The 20,667-nt window shown below is 54.8% G+C and carries 20 protein-coding genes; 7 read left to right on the top strand and 13 right to left on the bottom strand.

Going from position 1 to position 20,667, the window contains the following annotated elements:
• Positions 1 to 44: 44 nt before the first annotated feature.
• From TR2A62_RS07160 to TR2A62_RS07135, 6 genes are all read right to left on the bottom strand, one after another.
• Positions 45 to 839 (bottom strand): citryl-CoA lyase, encoded by a 795-nt coding sequence (locus TR2A62_RS07160; RefSeq protein WP_009158868.1) that lies wholly within the window; start codon positions 837 to 839, stop codon positions 45 to 47.
• Positions 836 to 2,575, bottom strand: coding sequence for a bifunctional sugar phosphate isomerase/epimerase/4-hydroxyphenylpyruvate dioxygenase family protein (locus TR2A62_RS07155; protein ID WP_009159894.1), 1,740 nt, complete (start codon positions 2,573 to 2,575; stop codon positions 836 to 838). Before TR2A62_RS07155 ends, TR2A62_RS07160 begins: the two co-directional genes overlap by 4 nt.
• Positions 2,575 to 3,870 (bottom strand): TRAP transporter large permease, encoded by a 1,296-nt coding sequence (locus tag TR2A62_RS07150; RefSeq protein ID WP_009159681.1) that lies wholly within the window; start codon positions 3,868 to 3,870, stop codon positions 2,575 to 2,577. The genes TR2A62_RS07155 and TR2A62_RS07150 overlap by 1 nt, the downstream gene beginning before the upstream one ends.
• Entirely contained in the window at positions 3,867 to 4,478 is a 612-nt protein-coding gene (locus TR2A62_RS07145; protein WP_009160692.1) for a TRAP transporter small permease, read from the bottom strand. Before TR2A62_RS07145 ends, TR2A62_RS07150 begins: the two co-directional genes overlap by 4 nt.
• 21 nt (positions 4,479 to 4,499) lie before the next feature.
• A complete protein-coding gene (dctP, locus tag TR2A62_RS07140; protein WP_009157369.1) occupies positions 4,500 to 5,507 on the bottom strand; it encodes a TRAP transporter substrate-binding protein DctP in 1,008 nt (335 codons plus the stop codon).
• Positions 5,508 to 5,610: 103 nt separating this feature from the next.
• Entirely contained in the window at positions 5,611 to 6,666 is a 1,056-nt protein-coding gene (locus TR2A62_RS07135; protein ID WP_009158653.1) for a Gfo/Idh/MocA family protein, read from the bottom strand.
• Positions 6,667 to 6,822: 156 nt separating this feature from the next.
• Between TR2A62_RS07135 and TR2A62_RS07130 the strand changes: the two genes are divergently transcribed.
• Complete coding sequence (locus TR2A62_RS07130; protein ID WP_009157963.1) at positions 6,823 to 7,491, top strand: GntR family transcriptional regulator; 669 nt, start codon at positions 6,823 to 6,825, stop codon at positions 7,489 to 7,491.
• Between the two features lie 445 nt (positions 7,492 to 7,936).
• Here the strand turns inward: TR2A62_RS07130 and TR2A62_RS07125 are convergent, their stop codons facing one another.
• Entirely contained in the window at positions 7,937 to 8,395 is a 459-nt protein-coding gene (locus TR2A62_RS07125; protein ID WP_009159772.1) for an Lrp/AsnC family transcriptional regulator, read from the bottom strand.
• A 105-nt stretch (positions 8,396 to 8,500) separates the two neighbouring features.
• Here TR2A62_RS07125 and TR2A62_RS07120 point away from each other — a divergent pair, with 105 nt between their 5' ends.
• Together TR2A62_RS07120 and TR2A62_RS07115 are read left to right on the top strand one after the other, a co-directional pair.
• Positions 8,501 to 9,697, top strand: a complete 1,197-nt coding sequence (locus tag TR2A62_RS07120; RefSeq protein ID WP_009157289.1) for a methionine gamma-lyase — start codon at positions 8,501 to 8,503, stop codon at positions 9,695 to 9,697.
• A gap of 53 nt (positions 9,698 to 9,750) precedes the next feature.
• On the top strand, positions 9,751 to 10,863 hold the full coding sequence (locus tag TR2A62_RS07115) for a glycine cleavage T C-terminal barrel domain-containing protein (protein ID WP_009160314.1): 1,113 nt from the start codon (positions 9,751 to 9,753) through the stop codon (positions 10,861 to 10,863).
• An 8-nt stretch (positions 10,864 to 10,871) separates the two neighbouring features.
• On the opposite strand, the gene TR2A62_RS07110 is transcribed toward TR2A62_RS07115, so the two are convergent.
• Positions 10,872 to 11,324: an Lrp/AsnC family transcriptional regulator gene (locus TR2A62_RS07110; RefSeq protein ID WP_009157430.1), complete on the bottom strand. Its 453-nt coding sequence runs from the start codon at positions 11,322 to 11,324 to the stop codon at positions 10,872 to 10,874.
• A 121-nt stretch (positions 11,325 to 11,445) separates the two neighbouring features.
• On the opposite strand from TR2A62_RS07110, the gene TR2A62_RS07105 reads away from it, so the two are divergent.
• Together TR2A62_RS07105 and TR2A62_RS07100 are read left to right on the top strand one after the other, a co-directional pair.
• Positions 11,446 to 13,827: a 1-deoxy-D-xylulose-5-phosphate synthase N-terminal domain-containing protein gene (locus TR2A62_RS07105; RefSeq protein WP_040820356.1), complete on the top strand. Its 2,382-nt coding sequence runs from the start codon at positions 11,446 to 11,448 to the stop codon at positions 13,825 to 13,827.
• Between the two features lie 24 nt (positions 13,828 to 13,851).
• The gene (locus tag TR2A62_RS07100) at positions 13,852 to 14,436 is read left to right on the top strand and encodes an enolase C-terminal domain-like protein (protein WP_223296083.1); all 585 of its coding nucleotides are present in this window, start codon (positions 13,852 to 13,854) and stop codon (positions 14,434 to 14,436) included.
• Positions 14,437 to 14,576: 140 nt separating this feature from the next.
• On the opposite strand, the gene TR2A62_RS07095 is transcribed toward TR2A62_RS07100, so the two are convergent.
• From TR2A62_RS07095 to TR2A62_RS07085, 3 genes are read right to left on the bottom strand one after another with little or no spacing between them, the layout of a single operon-like run.
• Positions 14,577 to 14,849: a DUF6525 family protein gene (locus TR2A62_RS07095; protein WP_009159800.1), complete on the bottom strand. Its 273-nt coding sequence runs from the start codon at positions 14,847 to 14,849 to the stop codon at positions 14,577 to 14,579.
• On the bottom strand, positions 14,846 to 15,481 hold the full coding sequence (locus tag TR2A62_RS07090) for a DUF1826 domain-containing protein (RefSeq protein ID WP_009160585.1): 636 nt from the start codon (positions 15,479 to 15,481) through the stop codon (positions 14,846 to 14,848). Before TR2A62_RS07090 ends, TR2A62_RS07095 begins: the two co-directional genes overlap by 4 nt.
• Positions 15,478 to 16,689 carry a GTP-binding protein gene (locus tag TR2A62_RS07085; protein WP_009157701.1) on the bottom strand — a complete coding sequence of 404 codons (1,212 nt, stop codon included), beginning with the start codon at positions 16,687 to 16,689 and terminating at the stop codon, positions 15,478 to 15,480. The genes TR2A62_RS07090 and TR2A62_RS07085 overlap by 4 nt, the downstream gene beginning before the upstream one ends.
• 105 nt (positions 16,690 to 16,794) lie before the next feature.
• Here TR2A62_RS07085 and TR2A62_RS07080 point away from each other — a divergent pair, with 105 nt between their 5' ends.
• A complete protein-coding gene (locus tag TR2A62_RS07080; RefSeq protein ID WP_009158462.1) occupies positions 16,795 to 17,199 on the top strand; it encodes an Rrf2 family transcriptional regulator in 405 nt (134 codons plus the stop codon).
• A gap of 45 nt (positions 17,200 to 17,244) precedes the next feature.
• Here the strand turns inward: TR2A62_RS07080 and TR2A62_RS07075 are convergent, their stop codons facing one another.
• Positions 17,245 to 17,880, bottom strand: coding sequence for an HAD-IA family hydrolase (locus tag TR2A62_RS07075; RefSeq protein WP_009157637.1), 636 nt, complete (start codon positions 17,878 to 17,880; stop codon positions 17,245 to 17,247).
• Between the two features lie 24 nt (positions 17,881 to 17,904).
• Positions 17,905 to 18,360 carry a TOBE domain-containing protein gene (locus tag TR2A62_RS07070; RefSeq protein WP_009158879.1) on the bottom strand — a complete coding sequence of 152 codons (456 nt, stop codon included), beginning with the start codon at positions 18,358 to 18,360 and terminating at the stop codon, positions 17,905 to 17,907.
• A 50-nt stretch (positions 18,361 to 18,410) separates the two neighbouring features.
• On the opposite strand from TR2A62_RS07070, the gene TR2A62_RS07065 reads away from it, so the two are divergent.
• The gene (locus TR2A62_RS07065) at positions 18,411 to 20,666 is read left to right on the top strand and encodes an ATP-binding protein (protein WP_009158189.1); all 2,256 of its coding nucleotides are present in this window, start codon (positions 18,411 to 18,413) and stop codon (positions 20,664 to 20,666) included.
• Position 20,667 lies beyond the last annotated feature (1 nt).

Below are 20,667 nucleotides of genomic sequence, written 5' to 3'. Positions count from 1 at the left end.
TGAAACAGTAATATCATATTATGTAATCGATAATATATGAGATTTTATACTTTATCATACTTTGGTAGGTAGGCGGGCGGCATCGGCCCCTTGTTGCGCCCGCCCTGTTGCATTTGCTCCCATGCGTGAGATAGGATTCCGACAGATCGGGACAGGCAAAACAGGCCTCGTGACAAGGGCGCAGGAAACCCTAGTTCGCAAAAAATCACCGCCGTGGCCCCGTCGATATTCATCGCGAGTGGTTTGCGTGTGCTCAAATTGGCCTGCACCGCTTCACCGATGTCAGCATAACGCCCTTTAACTGTGCCAGCCTTCGCCGCATCGCGGACAATGGTCATCAAACGGGGGGCACGCGGATCAATGGGTTTATGAAACCTGTGTCCGAAACCGCTGACGATTTTACCATTCTGGGCACGCCACGCATCAAGGCCAGACTGTACAGCGTCGTCAAACGCCTCTCCAAATTCGATCCGTGCATTAATGTCATAATAGAGCTCCGCGCATTGCTCGCCTGCTCCGCCATGCACATCGCCAAGCATGTTCACGCCATTTGCCATCGCATTGTTTAAACCCACGCCGCAGGTCGCCGTCATCCGAGCCGCCGCAATGGATGGTGCTTGGGGCCCGTGATCGACGCCTGCGACCAAAGCAGCCTCAAGAAGTGCAGCTTCTTCGGGCAAGGCGAGTCGCCCCGCCGTCATCAGCCAGATCATCTGCGGGAACGATACATTGCCGATGAGGTCCTCGATGGGGTGGCCGCGAAAGGCAATCTTGCCCGGTTCCATGTCGATGATCGACGTGCGCCACCAGTTGCGGATTGCGTCTGCGTCATCACTCATGCGGCACCTTTATGGGTTCGGGTTTGCGCCGCCAGCCGGATCGGCGCATTACGCGCGCCATATCCACTGTAGCGGCCCTTACGCTGGACGATTTCAAAAAAGAAACCGTCAAACATGGTTAGGCCATAAAGCTGAAAATAGGCACCGTGTTCGTCTTCGTCGTATAGAATGTTGTGAGAACGAAGCTGGGCTGTCATTGCATCACTTAGCCCAAATGTCGCTTGTGTGTCGCCGTAGTAGCTCTGTGGGACGTTCAAACGAGTGAAACACGATGCCATCAACTGCGCAGAGGTTTCAAAGATATCATCGGTCTGAAACGCAATATGCTGGACCCCAGCGCCGGGCCGGCCCGACACAAACGACCCTGCGAGGGTTTCGGAATCGCCCGCGCCATTCAGGTTGAGGCGCACTTCGCCCTCAGGACTCTCAATTGCTTGAGATCGCACGATACCAGAAGGATCGGCCACATTGACGATAGGTGACTTGGTCATCTCGAATGTGGTCAGGTAATACAGTAGCCAGCTTTGCATTTGATCGTAACGCATCGTCTGAGCGACATGGTCGATCCGCCGCAGCCCTGCAGGCGGCGATGCTTTTGTGCGTGTTACGGGTTCAAATTCAATGTCCCAGACGCGGTGTAGGTCTGATTGCTGATCAATGAAATGCAACACACTTCCACCGATGCCGCGGATGGCGGGAATGTTTAGCTCGCCAAGACCGACGGATTGCGAAAAATCTTGTGTTCCCAATGCCTTTGCCCGTGCAACTGTTTCAGCACCGTCTTGCACCCGCAGCCCCATGTCGCAGACGCAGGGGCCATGTTCGGCAAAAGCGCGCGCGGCGTGGCCGCCTTGGTCTTGGTTGATCACGATATTCACCGCGCCTTGCCGCCACAGCGCCACCTGTTTAGAGCGATGCAGACGTTCGCGGCGAAATGCCATCGATGTCAGAACTGCTTCAAGCTCCGCAGCGCTCGACGGATCGACCGCAAATTCAATAAACTCGAAGCCGTTTGCGGGCACTTTGGGTGGCAGACTAGGTGTCGTTCCACGCAACAGGATTTCGGTTTGGGCGGCGTCAGATAGCGTCGTGACAAGCGATCTATAGGCATCTCGAACGGTGTCAGGCCCCGCGGGTGTTGCCCCGACAGACCAAGGACCGCGGTAACCGGCACGCGCCAGAACACGGGCAAACCCGCCAAGGTTCAGCGTGCCTTGCCCGGGCAGCACGGGCGTGGCTGGGCCATCCGAAAGGGACACATGAAAGACGGACGTTCCGTCCAGATCACGCAGGCGCGCAGGGCGCGAGCCATCGCCAAGGACGTCGAAGGCATTCAGGGCAAGGCCGATCGTGGTGTCGTTTTGGTCGTTTACGAAGGCGATTGCCGCGTCTTCTGCGCGCCGCGGCGGGCGCAGTGCGACGCGCACGCCATCACGTGCGGGCAAATCATTTGGCAGGTCACTATCAACAGCAAGGATCAACAGATCAGCACCCAGAGCCTTTGCCGTGGCGGCGTTGGTCGCGATCATCGAAGGCGATGCCCCCGCAGCGATCGGTCCCAACGACGCAATCGTTAGGCCCGTGTTAGCAACCAGCACTGCAAGATCTTGAGGAGAGCCATCAAACTGGGCGACGTCAGTAAGGCTTAGATCAATCGCATCAAACCCAATGCCCGCAATAGCCTTCAGTTTTGCCGCAAATTCACCCGGAACGACGTTGGTTGCGATGGAAAGCATTAGCCCTGATACCCGAGCAAACGTGGCAGCCAGAGCACCAAGTTCGGCGATAACATCATCACGATCAGTGCGGCGATCAGCACCGCAAGAAAGCCCCAAATTTCAGCGATGATTTCACGCAAAGGAATGTCAGTCACGGCGTTGATGACAAACAGCAGAATGCCATACGGCGGCGTTATCAGCCCAATCATGGAGTTCACGACGACGAGCACGCCGAAGTGGACCAGATCAATTTCAAGTGCGACGCAGGTCGGAATGAACAGCGGGACGATAACGAGGATGATGGTCGTCGCATCTAGCACACAGCCCAGCAGCAGGATCAGCACATTCACCATGATCAGGAACATTAGTGGGCCAATATCAGCCCCTTCCAACATTGCGGAAATTGCCTGAGGAATTTGTTCTGTAATCACGATATAGTTCAGAATAAACGCGCCACCTATGACGATACCCACGGCTGCTGAAGACCGTGCTGAGTCGACGAAGACGTGGTACAGCGCCTTGAAAGACAAGGACCGATAAAACAGCGCGGCCAACATCAGGGCGTAAAACGCAGCGACGGCGGCAGCTTCGGTCGGTGTCGTGACGCCACCATAAATTCCGTAGAGCAGTATCACGGGCATCAGCAATGTGGGAAACGCGTTGGCCGTGACTTTGGGTAAGGCTTTCAGCGGTACCGTCTCTTCGACTTCGAATCCGCGTTTGTGCGCCAGGTAACCGTTCATCCCCATCAACACGACGCCCATGATTAAGCCGGGTAAGATGCCTGCAAGAAACAGAGCGCCGATTGAGGCGTTGGAAACCAACGCATAGAGTACCATTGGGATAGAAGGTGGAATAATTGGGCCAATAGTCGCCGAGGCGGCAGTGATGGCCGCGGCGTAGCCACGGCTGTATTTGCCGTTGCGCGTCATCATTGAGATGATGATTTTTCCGATGCCGGCCGCATCCGCCACCGCGGACCCTGACATGCCCGAAAAAATCAGTGAGGCGACGACATTCACATGCCCCATACCACCTTTGAACCGCCCAACCACGGCGACGCAGAAATTGAGTAGCCGGTCCGTGATGGATCCGGCATTCATGATATTGGCTGCGACGATGAACAACGGAACCGCTAGCAAGATCGCGCTGCCATAAAACCCTTGGAGGATTTTCTCACCGGCCAGCGCCACGTCGAGCCCCGCGATGCCAAGATAGACCACCGAGGCCAATAAGATTGAATAGCCAATGGGCGTGCCGATCCCAGCCAGAACGAACAGTGTCACGAGGAGCGAGATGAGTTCAAAACTCATGATTGGGCCTCCGCAGCTTTGGCATCGGCGGCTGCCTGGGCCTCAAGCACGACTTCCAGTTCAGTTTTGGGCGGGCCGTTTCGGAACGTATCAATCGCCAGCCACGCATAGCGTGCTGCGACCACGATCATGAAGGCGCCGTAAACACTGAAAACAGTTCGCATCGGGATCTTACTGCCCGTGAAAGGATTACGCACAGTCGATGTTTTGCGAATTTTCATCCAGTCGATGTAGTCCAACGTTGGCAAGAACGCGTACAGCATCCCTGCGACAATCGCTGCCGCCGAAATCACAGCAAAGATTCTGCGCATGCGTCGCGATACCGCCAGATAAATGATGTCGAATTTTACATGGTCCCATTCGCGCACCACAAAGGTGCAGCTAAAGAAAATCACCCACACCCAAAGGATTGCGATCAGCTCAAGCGTCCAGCCAAGGGGTTGTACAGCGGCAAGGGTGGGAAAGGTCTCTTCAAGACCAAGGTTGCGGATGATGCGCGGCGTGTAGCGCGACCCGATCTGCAACAGGAAGGTAAAGAAAATCACGGCCAGCAATGTGGCCGCGATTGCGTCAGATATTCGGGAGACCCACTTAAAAAGCGTCTTCATGGGGGGCCTCCCTATCTGGTCTTAGTTGCCAAGTGCGTTTATCGCGTCCAGAACACCTTCGGGCCAGCTTGCGGCAAACTCGGAGCCGACATACTGCGCCTGAACGTGCTCGCGGAACGCAGCTGTGTCAGGTGAGTAGACTTCCACACCATTCTCTTCGAGGAAAGCAGTCAAGCTGCCTTCGAGTTCCAACTGGCGCAAACGACCCACGGACGCCGCAGCATCTGCTGCCTTTTGAACAGCCAACTGCTGTGCAGGCTCCATGGAATTGAACGTTTCCGCAGAGATTGCGATGTAGTTCAGATCAACAAGGTGGGACGTCAGCGCAATCTGTTTTGTGACTTCATAGAACTTTTTGTCCACAACTGTTGGTAGTGGGTTGTCTTGGCCGTCAATCGCGCCCGTGGACAGACCCGTGTAAACTTCAGTAAAGGCCATTGGCGTTGGAGCTGCTCCCAGCGCGGCACCCAAGAACTGCCATGCATCCGTACCTGGCATACGAAGGTTCACGCCAGCTAGGTCTGCAGGTGTCTGCACATCCAGCTCTTCGCGGGTCTGGCGCAGGTTCACGTGGCGCTGGCCGAGATACATGACGGACAACAGTTTCACGCCTAACTCTTCTTCAACAGTCGCCAAGAACGGCGCCATCAGCGGGTCGTTGAATACACGCACTTGGTGCGCTGCGTCCTGATGAACGTAACCAGTCGCGAAGATCGAGAACTTCGGGAAAAACTGCGCCAGTTCTTGTGCAGACGTAATCGACATTTCCAGGTTGCCACGGCTGATTGCGTCCAGCTCTGTGCCTTGGTCGAACAAAGTTGCGTTGTAGGATGGCTCGTAGGAAGCAAAGCCCGCGACGGCAGGGCCAAATACTTCGGCGAGCGCGACCGAACGCGCATCGGTTTCAGAACCGGATGTCGACATACGCAGTTGGACGGCGTGACCATCAGCGAAGGATGCAGTGCCAGAAAGTGCGGTTGTTGCGATCATCGCCGCCATCGCAACACGGCGAGTAAATTTAAGTGTCATTGGTGTCCTCCCAGACGTTTTTGCCCCTCTGGGCAGTTTGTGCAGTAGATTAGTGCCACATTTTTCTTATTTCGCAATACATTTTACAAAATATATGATATTTTTATCCCACCGCTCTTGTCGAGCCTTCCGCAGATGTGCCGATTGTGACCAGCAATTGTGTCTGGGCTGCTTTCTGGATCGCCTCGACAACACGCAATGTTTTCAGGCCTTCTACCCCAGTTACCAGCGGTTCGGCCGCGCCTGTGATCACATCTGCAAAGTGCGCAATTTGATTGATGAGGGGGTCAGATGAACTGACGGGCATCGCCGTGGCCTTGATCGGGTTCCACCAGCTTGTACTACCTTCATGCTGCCAAAGCCGCATATCGGGGATGCTAAGCGCACCCTCGGACCCGCCGATCAGGTAGCAGGATTCATTTGTCGCGGGATAGATCGGATACTCGCGAGAGGTCAGCTCCCAACTCCATGGGGACACGACACTGTCGGAAACGGTGATTGTACAAACCGCGCCACTTTCGAACCGCAGAACGGCGGCGGCAAGATCTTCATTTTCAAACCCACGCAGGGACGGGGCCATCTGTGCTTGAACTGTGACAACCTCCCCAAGAAAGTGACGCATCAGGTCAACGTCGTGCACAAGGTTCACCGAGATTGGCCCTGCGCCCGCTTTTTTGCGCCAAGGTGCCACGTCAAAGTAGTCGTTTGGTTTGTAGAACCAGCACGTCACTTGCGCGGCCCTAACCTGTCCAATCGCGCCCTCTTTGATCAGGTCCGCGGATTTCTGAATGATCGGGTTATGTCGGCGGTGATGACCAACAAGGATAGGGACGCCTTTGATCTGCGCTGTTTCCACAAGAGCTTCTGCGTCGTCGGCTGATGCAGCCAACGGCTTCTCGATCAGGACAGGAACGCCGCGTTCTACGCATGCCATTGCGCCATCGACATGCAACAATGTGGGAGTGGACAAGATCACGCCATCCACGTCTGTGTCGGCAAACAGAGCATCTAGGTCACTGTAGACCGTCACTGTCTGCTCGGTCTGGCCAGGTTCGACCACAGCGACGAGTTCTACACCGGGCACTTGGCCGATAGCCGCAATGTGACGCTGCCCAACAAGGCCTGCCCCAACGACTGCTAATTTTTGTGGATGCCCCATTTAGCCCTCTGATGCATACGTTCCGGCCACGCTAGCAGAGTAAATCAGATTCGCAATAATATATGATATTTTTTATAAAGGCCTACTTTATCTCTCGTTGAGGAATATCAGATAATTATGCTATTACCTGAAAAACCACTACTCTTGAGGGCAAGCATGTCACAATCCGCACCCACGGTTGGGTCCAGCACGTACGAACGCATCAAGCACGACATCATCTTTGGTGAACTTGCGCCTGGAACCAAATTAAAGCTGGACGGTTTGCGCGACAGATACGCCGCCAGCGTGTCGACATTGCGTGAGACATTGAACCGTCTGGCCAGTGAAGGTTTCGTGCAAGCGGCTGAACAACGTGGTTTCTTTGTGCGGCCCGTATCCGCTGCAGACCTGACAGAGATTGCAGAGTTGCGCATTTTGCTGGAATGCTCCGCGCTTGAGACATCAATCGCCTGCGGGGACGCCGATTGGGAAGGGAACTTGGTTGCCGCCCACCACAAACTACACCTGATCGAGCAGAAAATGTTGGATGGCGACACAACACAAAAAGAACTGTGGAAGCGGTATGATTGGGAATTTCATCAAGCGCTTATTCAAGCCTGCAATTCACAAAACCTTCTTTCTTTGCACGGTACGATTTTTGACAAATACCTCCGCTATCAGATGTTGGTTCTCACCTATCGCGGCGCTGATGCTGTTCTGGAGCACAAAACAATGTTCGACGCGGCTCTTGCCCGCGACACCACGACGGCAAAAGCAGCTCTGGAAACACATATCCGGTTAGGACTGGACCACACACTTGCGGCCATGGCTGAGCTGTCCGATTAGAGAAATGGTATTCATGAGCTAATCGTTCCTAGCCAATCCCATATAGCGACATGTTTTGAAACAGCTCCCGCTGTATCCGGCTAAACCCATGCACACCAATTTCCAAACGTTGCTGTCTTGAATGACTGCTTTGATGAAACTCATCATATTGACCTAAAAAGGATCCCTCTCGTGAGAGCGAATGCTGCATCAGCAAGAGCTGCACACGTCCACTTTGGGCGCAAAACTGCCATCGGAACGCCATTCAGCGAAGGTCTGGTTTGAGCCGTCATCGGTCCTGTTGATTTGAAGCTGCAAGCGCACGCTGCGCGGAAATCGCTGCGATAACGTAGATCTCTACGTCGCTTCGTGGTGGGAAAATCTGTCATTTATGCGAGCCGCAGCGGAAACGGGACGATCAAAGATCAAGGCGCGGGACAAAGTTGCCTTTGGCATATCTCTGTATTCATACTGGGAAAGCCGCGGCTTCCTTGACCGTTCCATATGCAAATCGAGTGTCGATAGACGCCAGACCGCCGATACGTTGAAGCCGGTCACGCACAAATTGCTCGTATTGCTCAAGATCGGCGACAACCACGCGAAGCTGATAGTCGGCTTGGCCCGCCATGACATGACAGTCGAGAACCTCATCCATGCGCATCACTTCGCCTTCAAACCGATTCACGGTTTCTTCGTCATGTCGTTCCAACCGGACATTCACAAAGGCGGTGACAGCAAGGCCGTAGGCCTTGGCGTTCACGCGGGCAGTATAGCCCTGAATGATCCCCGCTGTTTCAAGGTTTTTAACGCGGCGCAGGCAGGGAGACGGCGATAGATTTACTGCTGCGGCCAAATCCTGATTGGTGACCCGCCCGTCTCGTTGAAGGGTGCGGATGATCTGGCGATCTTTATCATCTAATTTCATAATAATTGGCAGTATCTGCTAATCTATATCGATTTCAAGGCATTATTAGCAATATCCTCAAGTTTGAAATGACTATATGTGACTGCAACACATAGGAGAGCAGTCATGACTAAAGGTTTCGCCACCCGCGCCATTCATCTGGGGTACGACCCCAAGGACAACCAAGGCGCGTTGACGCCTCCTTTGCATATGGCGTCTACCTTTGCATTTGAGAGCGCGGAAGCGGGCGAAGAGATCTTCGCAGGCGAGCGTGAAGGGTATGTTTATTCTCGAATATCGAATCCGACGCTGGATATTCTGGAAAAGCGCATTGCATCCCTTGAGGGCGCCGAGGCGGGGCTTGCGCTGGCCTCTGGTATGGGCGCAATTTCCGCGACGCTTTGGACGTTGCTCAGCCCCGGGGATGAGTTGATCGTCGACAAGACGCTTTATGGCTGCACCTTCGCGTTCATGCACCATGGGTTGGCAAAGTTTGGGATCAACGTCACCCATGTGGACCTGACGAACCCCGAAAACCTGACCACTGCGATGAGCGAAAAAACGAGAATCGTGTATTTTGAGACCCCCGCCAATCCGAACATGCGGCTCGTCGACATCGCGGCGGTGTCTGAGATTGCGCATGCGGGTGGGGCGACGGTGATTGTTGATAACACCTATGCGACGCCCTACATTACCCAACCCACGGCGCATGGCGCGGATATTGTGCTGCATTCGGCGACAAAATACCTTGGCGGGCACGGTGATCTGGTTGCTGGATTGGTTGTGGGCATGGCCGATATAATTAATGAAATCCGATTGGTGGGCATGAAAGACATGACTGGTGCAGTCATGGCCCCGTTCAACGCCCTATTGGTGCAGCGGGGGCTGAAAACACTCGCGCTACGGATGGAACGGCATTCCCACACCGCTCAGCAAATTGCTGAATGGTTGTCGGTACATCCAGCCGTCGGCAAGGTCAGTTTTCCGGGGCTGCCGCACGGGCAGCAATATGACATCGCGCAAAAGCAGATGTCGTTGTCCGGCGGCATGATTGCTTTTGAGATGACCGGGGGCATTGCAGCTGGGCGGGAGCTGATGAACAGCCTTGGCATGATCCAGAGGGCCGTATCACTTGGCGATGCTGAAACCTTAATCCAGCATCCGGCGTCGATGACCCATTCGACTTATACACCGGAGGAGCGCGCGCATCATGAGATCAGTGATGGCCTAGTGCGTCTGTCCATCGGTCTTGAAGATGTGCAAGACATTCTAGCTGATCTGGATCAAGCTTTGTCACCACGACCAATGGCAATGACGGGCTGATGCCACCAATTGCTTTAATTACCAAGTAAGACGCTCTAACCGAAAGAAAACTCATGACCCACCACATTGGAATTGGCCCAAACCTGCGCAAATCCGCCTATTTCGACGCAACGGTCCGTGACGGGGTGCGCAGCTTTTCTGTTTACAATCATATGCTGATCCCGGGGAACTACGGCGACCCTGAGGCTGAATATGATCGGCTTATGAACGGTGTTGCGATGTGGGATGTGGCCGCGCAGCGACAGGTGCAATTGCAAGGGCCAGATGCTGGCAAGCTGGCACAGTACCTTACCCCGCGCAATCTGAGCAAAACCAAGATCGGGCAAGGCCGCTATGTTCTACTGTGCGATCATGATGGTTGGGTGGTCAATGATCCAGTGTTGCTGAAACTGGACGAAGACCGGTATTGGCTGTCGGTCGCGGATAGTGACATCCATCTCTGGGCCGCCGCCATCGGGCGTGAACGCGGTTGGGACGTGCAGGTGAGCGAGCCGGATGTTTCCCCGCTTGCGCTCCAAGGACCTAAGGCTGAAGACGTAGTAGCCAAGCTGTTTGGCGAGCATATCCGTGAGTTCAAATATTTTGGTTTTGCCCAGACAGATCTGGACGGCATCCCCTTGGTTCTTGCCCGTTCTGGGTGGTCCAAACAGGGTGGGTTCGAGCTGTACTTGCAAAACAGTGCACAAGGCGACGTTCTTTGGGATAAGGTCAAGGAGGCGGGAGCTGAGTTTGTCCTTGGCCCCGGTGCGCCCAACGATATCGAGCGTTTGGAAAGTGGTTTGCTGTCATACGGAGCCGATATGCGCCTGCAAACGCATCGTGCTAACCCCTATGAAGTCGGGTTCGGCGGGCTGGTGGATCTTGCAGGTGGGCATGATTTCGTCGGCAAAGTAGCACTTGAGAAAATAGCGCAAGAGGGTGCCAATCGGACGTTGGTCGGGTTGATCATTGACGGGCATCCAACGCCACCAGGGCATCAGGTGGCGTTGATGCGAGACGCCGAACAGGTCGGATACGTCAGCGAATTTGCCTTCTCAAAAAGGCTGGATAAAACGATCGGCATCGGCCTGCTTCGCGCCGACCTTGCGGGCATAGACACCGCCCTTTCGATCACAATCGCAGACACGATCCACGGTGCACATCAGGCGGCCATTCCGTTCATCTGATCGCCGCATTATTCCAAACGGGTTGCTGCATTTTTGACGCGGCGGATCGGGATCGCGCTTTCCAATGACGCGATCCCCGCAACCTTGTTAAGCCGTCCTGTCAGGAACCGTTCAAATTCGTTTAAATCATGCACGGCGACACGCACCAGATAGTCAAACCGGCCTGTCATCAGCCAACAATCGACGATTTCGGGGAACCGACGGACCTCGGCCTCAAAGTCTTGGAGGCGATCATCCACTTGCTGATCCAACTGCACTGACACAAAGACCGAAAACCCAAACCCCGCCTTTTTCTCGTCGATCTGCGCGGTGTAGCCCGTGATCATACCGTCCTGTTCCAATTTGCGAATCCGGCGTGCGCAAGGCGTCGGCGACAGCCCCACAAGGTCGCTTAGGTCTTGATGGGTCAGCCGGGCATCTTGTTGCAGCGCTTTGAGTATTTTCAGATCAATTGTATCCATATCCAGACATTAGTGAAATCCGACAAATATTGTCAATATTACGCGGTATTACTGCGCAATTGATACATATTGCACACCATTTTAGTCCCATTCGGTGCGAGAAACAGCATATTCAAGAGCTATGACACAGAACACATCACACCTGAGAACGATGGAACAACGACTGCTTTGGTTGTCCCATTGGATGATCCACAATGCCAACCACCTGCGCCCCAAGGCGGACGGGATTAAAGTTGGTGGCCATCAGGCGAGCTCAGCCTCGATGGTGTCGATTATGACAGCACTTTATTTCAGTGCCCTGCGCCCCGAAGATCGTGTTGCCGTCAAACCTCATGCCAGCCCTGTCTTTCACGCGATACAATATCTGATGGGCAATATGGATCGCGCCCGGATGAAGAATTTTCGTGGGCTAGGTGGCGTGCAAAGTTATCCAAGCCGCACGAAGGATGTGGATGACGTTGATTTTTCCACCGGTTCTGTCGGCTTGGGTGTTGCGATCACGTCGCTGGCCTCACTGGTGCAGGACTACATTACCGCCAAGGATTGGGGTACGGATGTGACCCAAGGCCGAATGGTCGCGTTAGTAGGCGATGCCGAGCTGGACGAAGGCAACATCTATGAAGCCTTGCAAGAGGGCTGGAAAAACGATCTGCGCAACTGTTGGTGGATCATTGACTACAACCGCCAGTCGCTTGACGGGATCGTGCGTGAAGGGCTGTTTGCGCGGATCGAAAAGATCTTTGATGCCTTCGGCTGGGATGTTGTGCGTGTGAAATACGGGGCGTTGCAACGGGCCGCGTTTGACGAACCCGGCGGTGATGCGCTGCGCGATTGGATCGAGGCGTGTCCCAATCAGGAGTATTCCGCGCTGACCTACCAAGGCGGTGCCGGTTGGCGCAAACGCTTGATGGATGATCTGGGTGATCAGGGAACGGTGACGGCCCTACTGGACGCGCGCGATGATGACGCATTGGCCGCTTTGATGGAAAATCTTGGTGGGAACTGTGTGCAAACAATGGCCGAGACATTCGCTAGCATCGATCACGATAGACCTGTGTGTTTTCTAGCCTACACGGTCAAAGGCTGGGGCACACCAATTGCAGGTCACAAAGACAACCACGGCGGGTTGATGACCAAGGCGCAGATGGCGGATTGGCAGACGCATATGGGCGTGCCCGAAGGACAAGAATGGGAGCCGCTGGCGACGGTCACAGACAAGTCTGCATTCCAGACCTTCATGGACACAGCACCGTTTTTTGCCAATGGCCCGCGCAGGTTTTCTGACGCAGCATTGCCTGTGCCTCAGATCGATATTGCAACCGACCGCGAGATTTCGACCCAAGCGGCGTTTGGTAAAATCCTTGATGATTTAGCCAAGGGTAACAGCGATTTGGCGCGTCGGATCATGACAACTTCGCCTGATGTGACGGGCACCACCAGTCTCGGACCATGGGTCAATCGGCGCAAATTGTTTGCACGCGCCGAGAAGGCGGACGCCTTTATCGAGCACCGGATTCCGTCGACTGCGAAATGGAACTTTGCCCCCGAAGGCCAACACCTTGAAATTGGCATTGCCGAGATGAACCTGTTCTTGTTGCTGGGTGCGGCCGGTCTGTCACATTCGCTCTTTGGTAAGCGGGTCATTCCGATTGGCACTGTCTATGACCCCTTCGTGCACCGTGGCCTCGATGCGCTGAACTACGCATGTTATCAGGACGCGCGGTTCATGATCGTGGGCACGCCGTCTGGTGTGACGCTCGCTCCTGAAGGTGGGGCACATCAATCTATCGGCACACCTCTGACGGGCATAGCCCAAGATGGGTTAGCCAGTTTCGAACCTGCCTTTGCGGATGAATTGGCTGTGATCATGGGGTGGGCCTTTGATTATATGCAGCGCGATGGTGACGGCGACCCAGATGAGCGCACGTGGTTGCGCGATGAGACGGGTGGTTCGGTTTATCTGCGGCTGACAACAGCTCCGCTGGAGCAACCTGGCAAGCGCTTGGATGATGCGTTCCGCCAAGGGGCTGTGGATGGAGCTTATTGGCTGCGCAAACCGGGGCCAAATTGCGATGTAGTGATCGCCTATCAAGGAGCCGTGGCCCAAGAAGCTATCGCAGCAGCTGGCCAACTGGCCGATGCGCGGCGCGATGTAGGTGTGCTGGCCATAACGTCTGCGGATCGGCTGAACGCAGGCTGGACCGCGGCGCAACGCGCACGGGCGCGTGGGAGCATGACGGCACGTTCGCATATCGAAACCTTGCTTGGGGATTTGCCTAGCACGTGTTCCATCGTAACCGTGATAGACGGCCACCCTGCGACGCTGGGCTGGCTTGGGTCGGTGGCAGGTCACCGCGCGGTATCGCTTGGGGTAGAACATTTCGGGCAAACGGGGACCATTCAGGATCTTTACCACCACTTTGGCATCGACCGAATGGGCATTCTCACGGCCATCAACGGGCTGACGGCGGGGCGTCCAATTGATCTGCGGTCTGTGAGTTGATGCAAAATGGCTTCGATAAGAGGCATGCAAATCGAAGATGTCGTAACCGTTTCAAACGTCGCTGGTAACACTGCGCCCGAACCTGTCGGGCTCTATTGGCTAGAGGATCCTACGCCCGCCGAAGATCAAGAGGCTTTGCGGCTGCTACGACAGCACTCGACCACTCCGATTGCGATAGGCGAAGTGTTCAATTCGATCTGGGACTGTAACAAGCTCATCGAAAACGAGCTGATTGATTTTAATCGCGTGGCGGTAACCTGTGCGGGTGGAATTACCCATGCCAAATGTATCGTCGATCTCGCAGGCCTGCACCATGTCCGCACGGGCTTTCACGGCGCGCCGAGCCATTCACCGATCTCGATGGCGGCGCAGCATCATTTGAATGCGTGGGCCCCTAACTTTGGTATTCAGGAATACTTGGTTCTGGGAGTGGCCGAATGCGATGCGTTGTTTCCGTCCGAGCATGTCATGGAAAACGGCATGGTTTATGTCAATGATGCCCCGGGGCTCGGTGTCGACTTCGATGAAAAGGAAGCGGCGCGTTATGAATATAAACCGGGCACTCATCCTGTAGTGTGCCTGCAAGACGGCATGCTTTGGAACTATTAGAGCTGGGTTTGATCGGATTGATTGTTGGATTTCAGTCGCTGCCAAACCCTTGTCGTCAATGCAAAAGGCTAGGCGGCATCTCCCAGCGCTGCAGCTACGACTAAACCTGCGGTGAAGAACAGTAGATGCAGGTCGTTTGCTTAGTCCTGAGACTGAGAATAGAATGCTGTGGATTGGCGGTCTCGTGCCAGAGTGCGGAGTTCTGCTTGGCTTAGGGACGCGAGTGTTTGCTCGGGGGATAACCCTTTGGCCAGTGACTTGGACCAAATGCGTTTGGCGGATTTGGGGGACCAAGGCAGGGCCGCTTGGGACAACCAGCATCGCAGCTGTGCTGGCAAGGCGTCATATGCCGCCATTGGATCGCCCGAACGACGCCGTCGGCCTAGGCTGCTTTGTCCCAGATTGCCGTTCATAGTTCATCCTCAGGGTCGAAAACCGGATCGAGAACGAGAACTAGCCTGCTTTCGCCGGTCCCTTCAATAGGGGGGGATCGATGCACAAGACCTGATGGAGGTTGATCCGGCCAAAGCGTCCCGCGCAACAGGATCGGTGTCCCCGTAGGCGTCGTGAAAACACGTTTGGGATCTTGCCCCGTTGAAGAGACCCCATACTGCGTGCCTGTTCCCCGGTAGGTGCAAATCAAACGCGCGGTGAGCGCATCGACGTGGAATTTCCGGCAGGCGTTGTTCGTCACTACAGAGAGCCTGACCCGCAGAAATGCAGCGCCCAAGAGATCAGAAAACATATCGGACAAGGCCACAATGTCTGCCTCTAGCCAATCGCGTTCCGGCCCGCTAGGAAGACCGGACAAATCGCAAAGGTACCCGACGACATCGGCAACGGCGGTGGACCGGGTCACGATGCGGCCTCGTGGCAAGCGTTCCTCCTTCAGTTTGTTCAGCCAAGATTGAGTGTCTTTTGGAATTTGCCGTCGCCAGATCGCGCCGGGGCAACTCGGATTGAGGAAGTCACTTAGCGATGATGGATCATCGACGACAGCAAAACTGGTGGGGGCGTCATGGAATTTATTTTGCGCAAAGATCACGCTGCATCCTCGACACGGCGCCACAAGGGGAACGGGTCAGGGAAGTCAGGTAGGTCATTTGGTCCAGTGGTCGCCATGGCAGGAACAAGACACGTATCGAGACGGGTCTTCAATTCTGCCCAGTCGATACCGGCCCCGATAAAGACGATCTCTTGGCGGCGATCACCCCACGGTTCCTGCCAATGGGCGTTTACATAGGCAACGGCGCTTTCGTTGGTTGGTCTGCGGTCTTCGGGTACGGATGCCCACCACGTGCCCAGTGGTTCCACTGAAGACAAAGATCCCGCCAACGAGAATTCGGCGACCCAATCGGGGCGCGTCGAAATCCAAAAGTGACCCTTGGCCCGAATGACACCGGGAAGATCGCCATCCAGCAGGTTCAAAATACGTTCCGGTACAAACGGTAGACGCGCACGGTAAACGTATGAGGCAACGCCGTACTCTTCGGTTTCTGGTACGTGGTCGGCAAAACCATACAGCTCTTTTGCCCACATCGGGTGTTCGTGGGCCTGATCGAAATCAAATAGACCCGTGTCGAGGATTTTGTCCGCCGCCACAGTAGAATGGTTCGTCTCAATGATTTCGGCATCCGCGTTCAGGCTGCGGATGATCTTGCACGCGGCATCGACCTTGTCGGCTCCGGCGTTGTCCACTTTGTTCAGGATGACCACATCCGCAAATTCGATTTGGTCGGTCAGCAGGTGCACCAGTGTCCGTTCGTCTTCTTCGCCCATCGTCTCACCACGGTCACGTAGGAAATCGTGGGATGAATAGTCATTCAGCAAGTTCACGGCATCGACAACGGTCACCATCGTATCGAGCCGCGCGACATCAGACAGGCTGTCGCCAAATTCATCGCGGAAATCGAAAGTGGCAGCGACGGGTAAAGGTTCAGAGATGCCGGTCGATTCAATCAGGAGATAGTCAAATCGTCCCTCTGCAGCGAGGCGGCGGACCTCGTCCAGCAAATCGTCGCGCAATGTGCAGCAGATACACCCGTTCGACATCTCGACTAGCGTCTCGTCGGTCCGGCTGAGTTCTGTATCAGCCCGCACGAGGTCTGCGTCGATGTTAACCTCGGACATGTCGTTGACAATTACGGCGACGCGTCGCCCTTCGCGGTTGTTAAGGACCTTGTTCAGAAGCGTCGTTTTTCCCGCACCTAGGAAACCGGAAAGGACCGTGACAGGAAGGCGTGTATCTGGCATTAGATTTCTCCAAGTGGGGTTTAAAGAGTCACGTAACTTACGCAGTTACTAGACGAATGCAACCGCAATTGTTACCTATGCCGTTCACGAAGGGAAAAATCGCAGATGAAGCGCAATAGCCGTCTCTCCTTGGCTCTACATACACTCAGCCATATGGCTGGCGATCCTAGTAAAACGCGGACATCTGCGGACATCGCGAATCACGCAGGCACAAACCCTGTGGTCGTACGTCGGGTGCTGGGCAAACTGCGCGAAGCGGGGATGCTGACCTCGGAAAAGGGGCATGCTGGTGGCTGGAAACTGGCCAGAGCACCCGAAACAATTACTTTGGCAGATGTCTATCTGGCACTGGACGAGAGCCTGATCGCCACCGAGACGGATAATCCGGTCTCGTCGTGTTCGGTGGAAAATGCACTGCACCACCGCGTGACTGGTGTCATGCGTGACATCGAGCAAAGCTTGATCGAACGGCTGGGCGAGACGACGTTGTCGGATGTCCGTGGTCATTGATCGCAGCCCATCACGCTGGTGAATGTGCAACCAGTTTTGCTGTGATCAAGGGTGTCCGAGCAGCCCTAATTGAATTGCGCGGTAGTCTTTGATGATCGGGCAATTCGTGCCGAACGCTTGATCGATCGCATGGCTGATGGCGACGACATCCGCGCCTGCGTTCTGACCCGCTTGGATACCTGCAGGGGCGTCCTCAAAGATCAGACAGTCTTGGACCGGGATGCCAAGTTTTGAAGCGGTCATGACAAAGCAGGATGGATCCGGCTTGCCGACGTCGACATCCTCGGCGCTGATGAGAACCTTAGGGATCGGAAGTTTGGCGGCGGTGAGCCTGCGGATCGCCAGCTCGCGACCCGCCGAAGTTACCACCGCCCAGCGTTCGCCGGGAAGTTCGCCAAGCAGTTCTGATGCCCCCGGAATTGCAACGATCCCGTCCATGTCAGACAGTTCTGCGACGCCAAAGTCATGAGCCTCGGTTTCGCAATCCATCTGGCCTTTTGAAAAATCCCTAATCGTATCAATGGCGCGACGGCCGTGAGATGCGGCTAGAATGGACGGGGCATCCAAGCCGTGTTTGTCAGCCCATTCGGTCCAGACACGGGTTAGGACGACACGAGAATCGACCAATGTTCCATCCATATCGAACAGAACACCTTGGTACATGCGGGGTAGTTTCAGCACCTATCAGAGCCTTTCATAAGAGAGCTATGCAGCAACCAGACGTGCGTGGTTTTCATTGAACTGGATGCTGACTGTGTCACCCTTTGCGAACGGGTTGTCCAAAACATTTGAGATGACGAAGAGAGAACCCAGCGGGCTTTCCACGGTGTATTGGACTTCTTTGCCAAGGTAGGCGGCATAGCTGATCTGGCCCTTGATGCTTGGGGCGTCGGCCTTTGCGAGGGTCAATTGATAAGGCCGCAACACGATCTGCGCATCCCCTTTGGTCAAGCCGCTGTTCGGGATTTGAAAGCGGTTGTTGTCGAGGGACACGGTTGCAATGTCGCCCGAAATGTCTTTGATCTGACATGTGGCAAGGTTTGCGTCACCAATGAAGTCCGCAATGAACGCAGAGCTGGGACTTTCGTACAAATCGGCTGGTGTCCCTTCTTGGGCAATCTCGGCGTTGTTCATCACAATGATGCGGTCGGAGACGGCCATCGGATCTCGCGACGTCTGCGCCGTATTTGTTGAATTAGCGTTCCAATTTCTTGATCGAGCAAGAAGGCAGCAAACTGTTGTCAGTGTTGGACGGTGTTCAATTGAATTGGCCCACGGCCACCTTTGATGTCGATCAAAACGCAGATGTGGATGCGATCATTCAAAGTATGGAATTGGGCGTGAATGACCTTGTTGCGGCCTCGGCGGCATTGGACGGTTGGCAGGCAGAACTGCGCGGCAAAATTGCGCGATTGGGTGCGCAGCGCGAAACTGCGACGGCGGTGCGTACGACCGACGGTGTCGATGTCGATGTCCGCCTGAATTGGTGGTCGCTTCATAGCATGACTGCTGACGCATTGAACGCGGCCTATGCTGGTAATTTGATCGGGGTTGGCGAAGAGCAAAGACACTATCAACGCGAGCGTGGGGTATTAGAGCCACGACCGTTGACGGCGCAGCAAGACAGGTTTTTGGCTGAGCTAGAGGAAATCGTTTGGGGCCCGTCAGTGGTTTTTGAGCTAAGACGGCAAGAGTTGGCGACAAATCTGGATGCCCAAAACGCCCTGTTTCGCATTTGGCATGATGCCAACCGCATCAATCTGGTTGCCAGCGCTTATGCGGATCAAGCTGAGGTTTTCCTAGCTGACGAACGCGGGGCGTCTTCGTCGACGATTTCGTTCACGCGCCTCTCAATGGCCGCCATCAGTATCATCAGCCTTGGGCTCGCGCTTGCTGCGGCGCTATTTGTGTCGCGCTATGTCACGTTCAACATCACGCGTGTGTCAGAAGCCATGGTGCGACTGGCCAGTGGGGACAGAACCAGCGCGCTGCCGCGAAAGATTGGTGCCGGTGATGAAATCGGCGATCTGTTCCGTTCGTTCCGCATTTTTCGCGCCAACGCCCTAAGGTTGGACCGATCGAACCGGCAGTTGGACCAGCGGAACGCGCTGTTTGAAAAGGTCTTTACCAACATCTTGGACGGCATCGCGATCACCGATCAGACAGGCAGAATTACCGCGAGAAACCCTGCGTTCGCTCGGATCCTAAATCATGCAAATGACGGCCTGCCCAAAGGAGAGTTTGTGAGCTGGCTTCATGCCAGTCGGTTCAAGAATTCGGCGGCTAAGACGGGGATGGAAAAGGATCATCGTGGATCTTTAGAATTGACCTCGGTTGATGGGCAACACCTAGAGCTGCGGGCGAGCAAGCTGCCTGACGATGGTCGCGTTTGGTTGTTGTCGGGTGCGACAGAACGAAAGAACATGACGGATAGGCTGCAACAGATCGAGCGGATCGAAACCTTGGGCAAAATGGCGGGTGACACTGCACATGATTTTGCCAACATCCTGTCGACGATCCGCACCCATGCGCATTTGGTCCGTCATGGAAAGGCTGAGGTTCAAGACCCCTCACTTGCGGCGATTGAAAGCAGTGTCGACTATGGATCATTGCTCGTCGAGCGGCTGTTGGCCTTTGCGCGCAAACAGAACCTTGCACCGGAGTTGATCGACTTGAATACCCTCGTCGAAGGGTTGGTCGAGCTGATTGAGATTGGACTAAAGCAGGATGTCGATCTCACCATTACATATACCGATGACGCGCTCTGGGTTCTGGCTGATCCCGGACAACTCGAGTCTGCCATTCTCAATCTTGCGATGAATGCCAACCATGCGATTGAGGCGCGAGGGTCGATTGAGATCACTCTTGGAAAAACCAAGGATGACCAAGCCATGATAAGCGTTTGGGATACCGGAAAGGGCATGGCCGATGAAGTAAAAAAACGCGCCATCGAGCCGTTTTTCACAACACGGATGAATGAAGGTGGAACAGGGTTGGGCCTGTCGATTGTTTATGGCTTTATCCTGCAAACAGGGGGTGACCTGCGGATTGAAAGCCAAATAGGCCGTGGCTCGACCATAACGGCGACGCTTCCAATGTCGACACTTGACGAAATTGCACCCTGCGTTCCAAATGGCCAGCGCGCGCTTATGGTCGAGGACGATCAAAAGACACGCCAAGTTGTTGTCGGTATTCTCGAGAATTTGGGGTATGATGCGGCCGTATTTGCAGACCCTGTTGCCGCGATAGACGAGCTGTCCGTGAGCACGTTTGAATTGATAATCAGCGACCTCGAGTTGGGCGGTACGCTGGACGGACGAGATGTGTTGAGTTCTGGTACTTTTTCAAGCCCCGAGGCGATCAAAGTTCTGATGTCTGGGCGCCATCATGTCGAAGGTACCGAAGCCTACGACTTTGTCAGAAAACCAGTGACACAGGCGAAGATGGCGGCGTTGTTGAATAGCTGAT

The organism is Thalassobium sp. R2A62, from assembly GCF_000161835.1.
Taxonomy (GTDB): Bacteria; Pseudomonadota; Alphaproteobacteria; order Rhodobacterales; family Rhodobacteraceae; genus Thalassobium.
The sequence above is the reverse complement of the archived record's forward strand: the minus strand, read 5'-3'. Positions and strand labels throughout refer to the sequence as shown.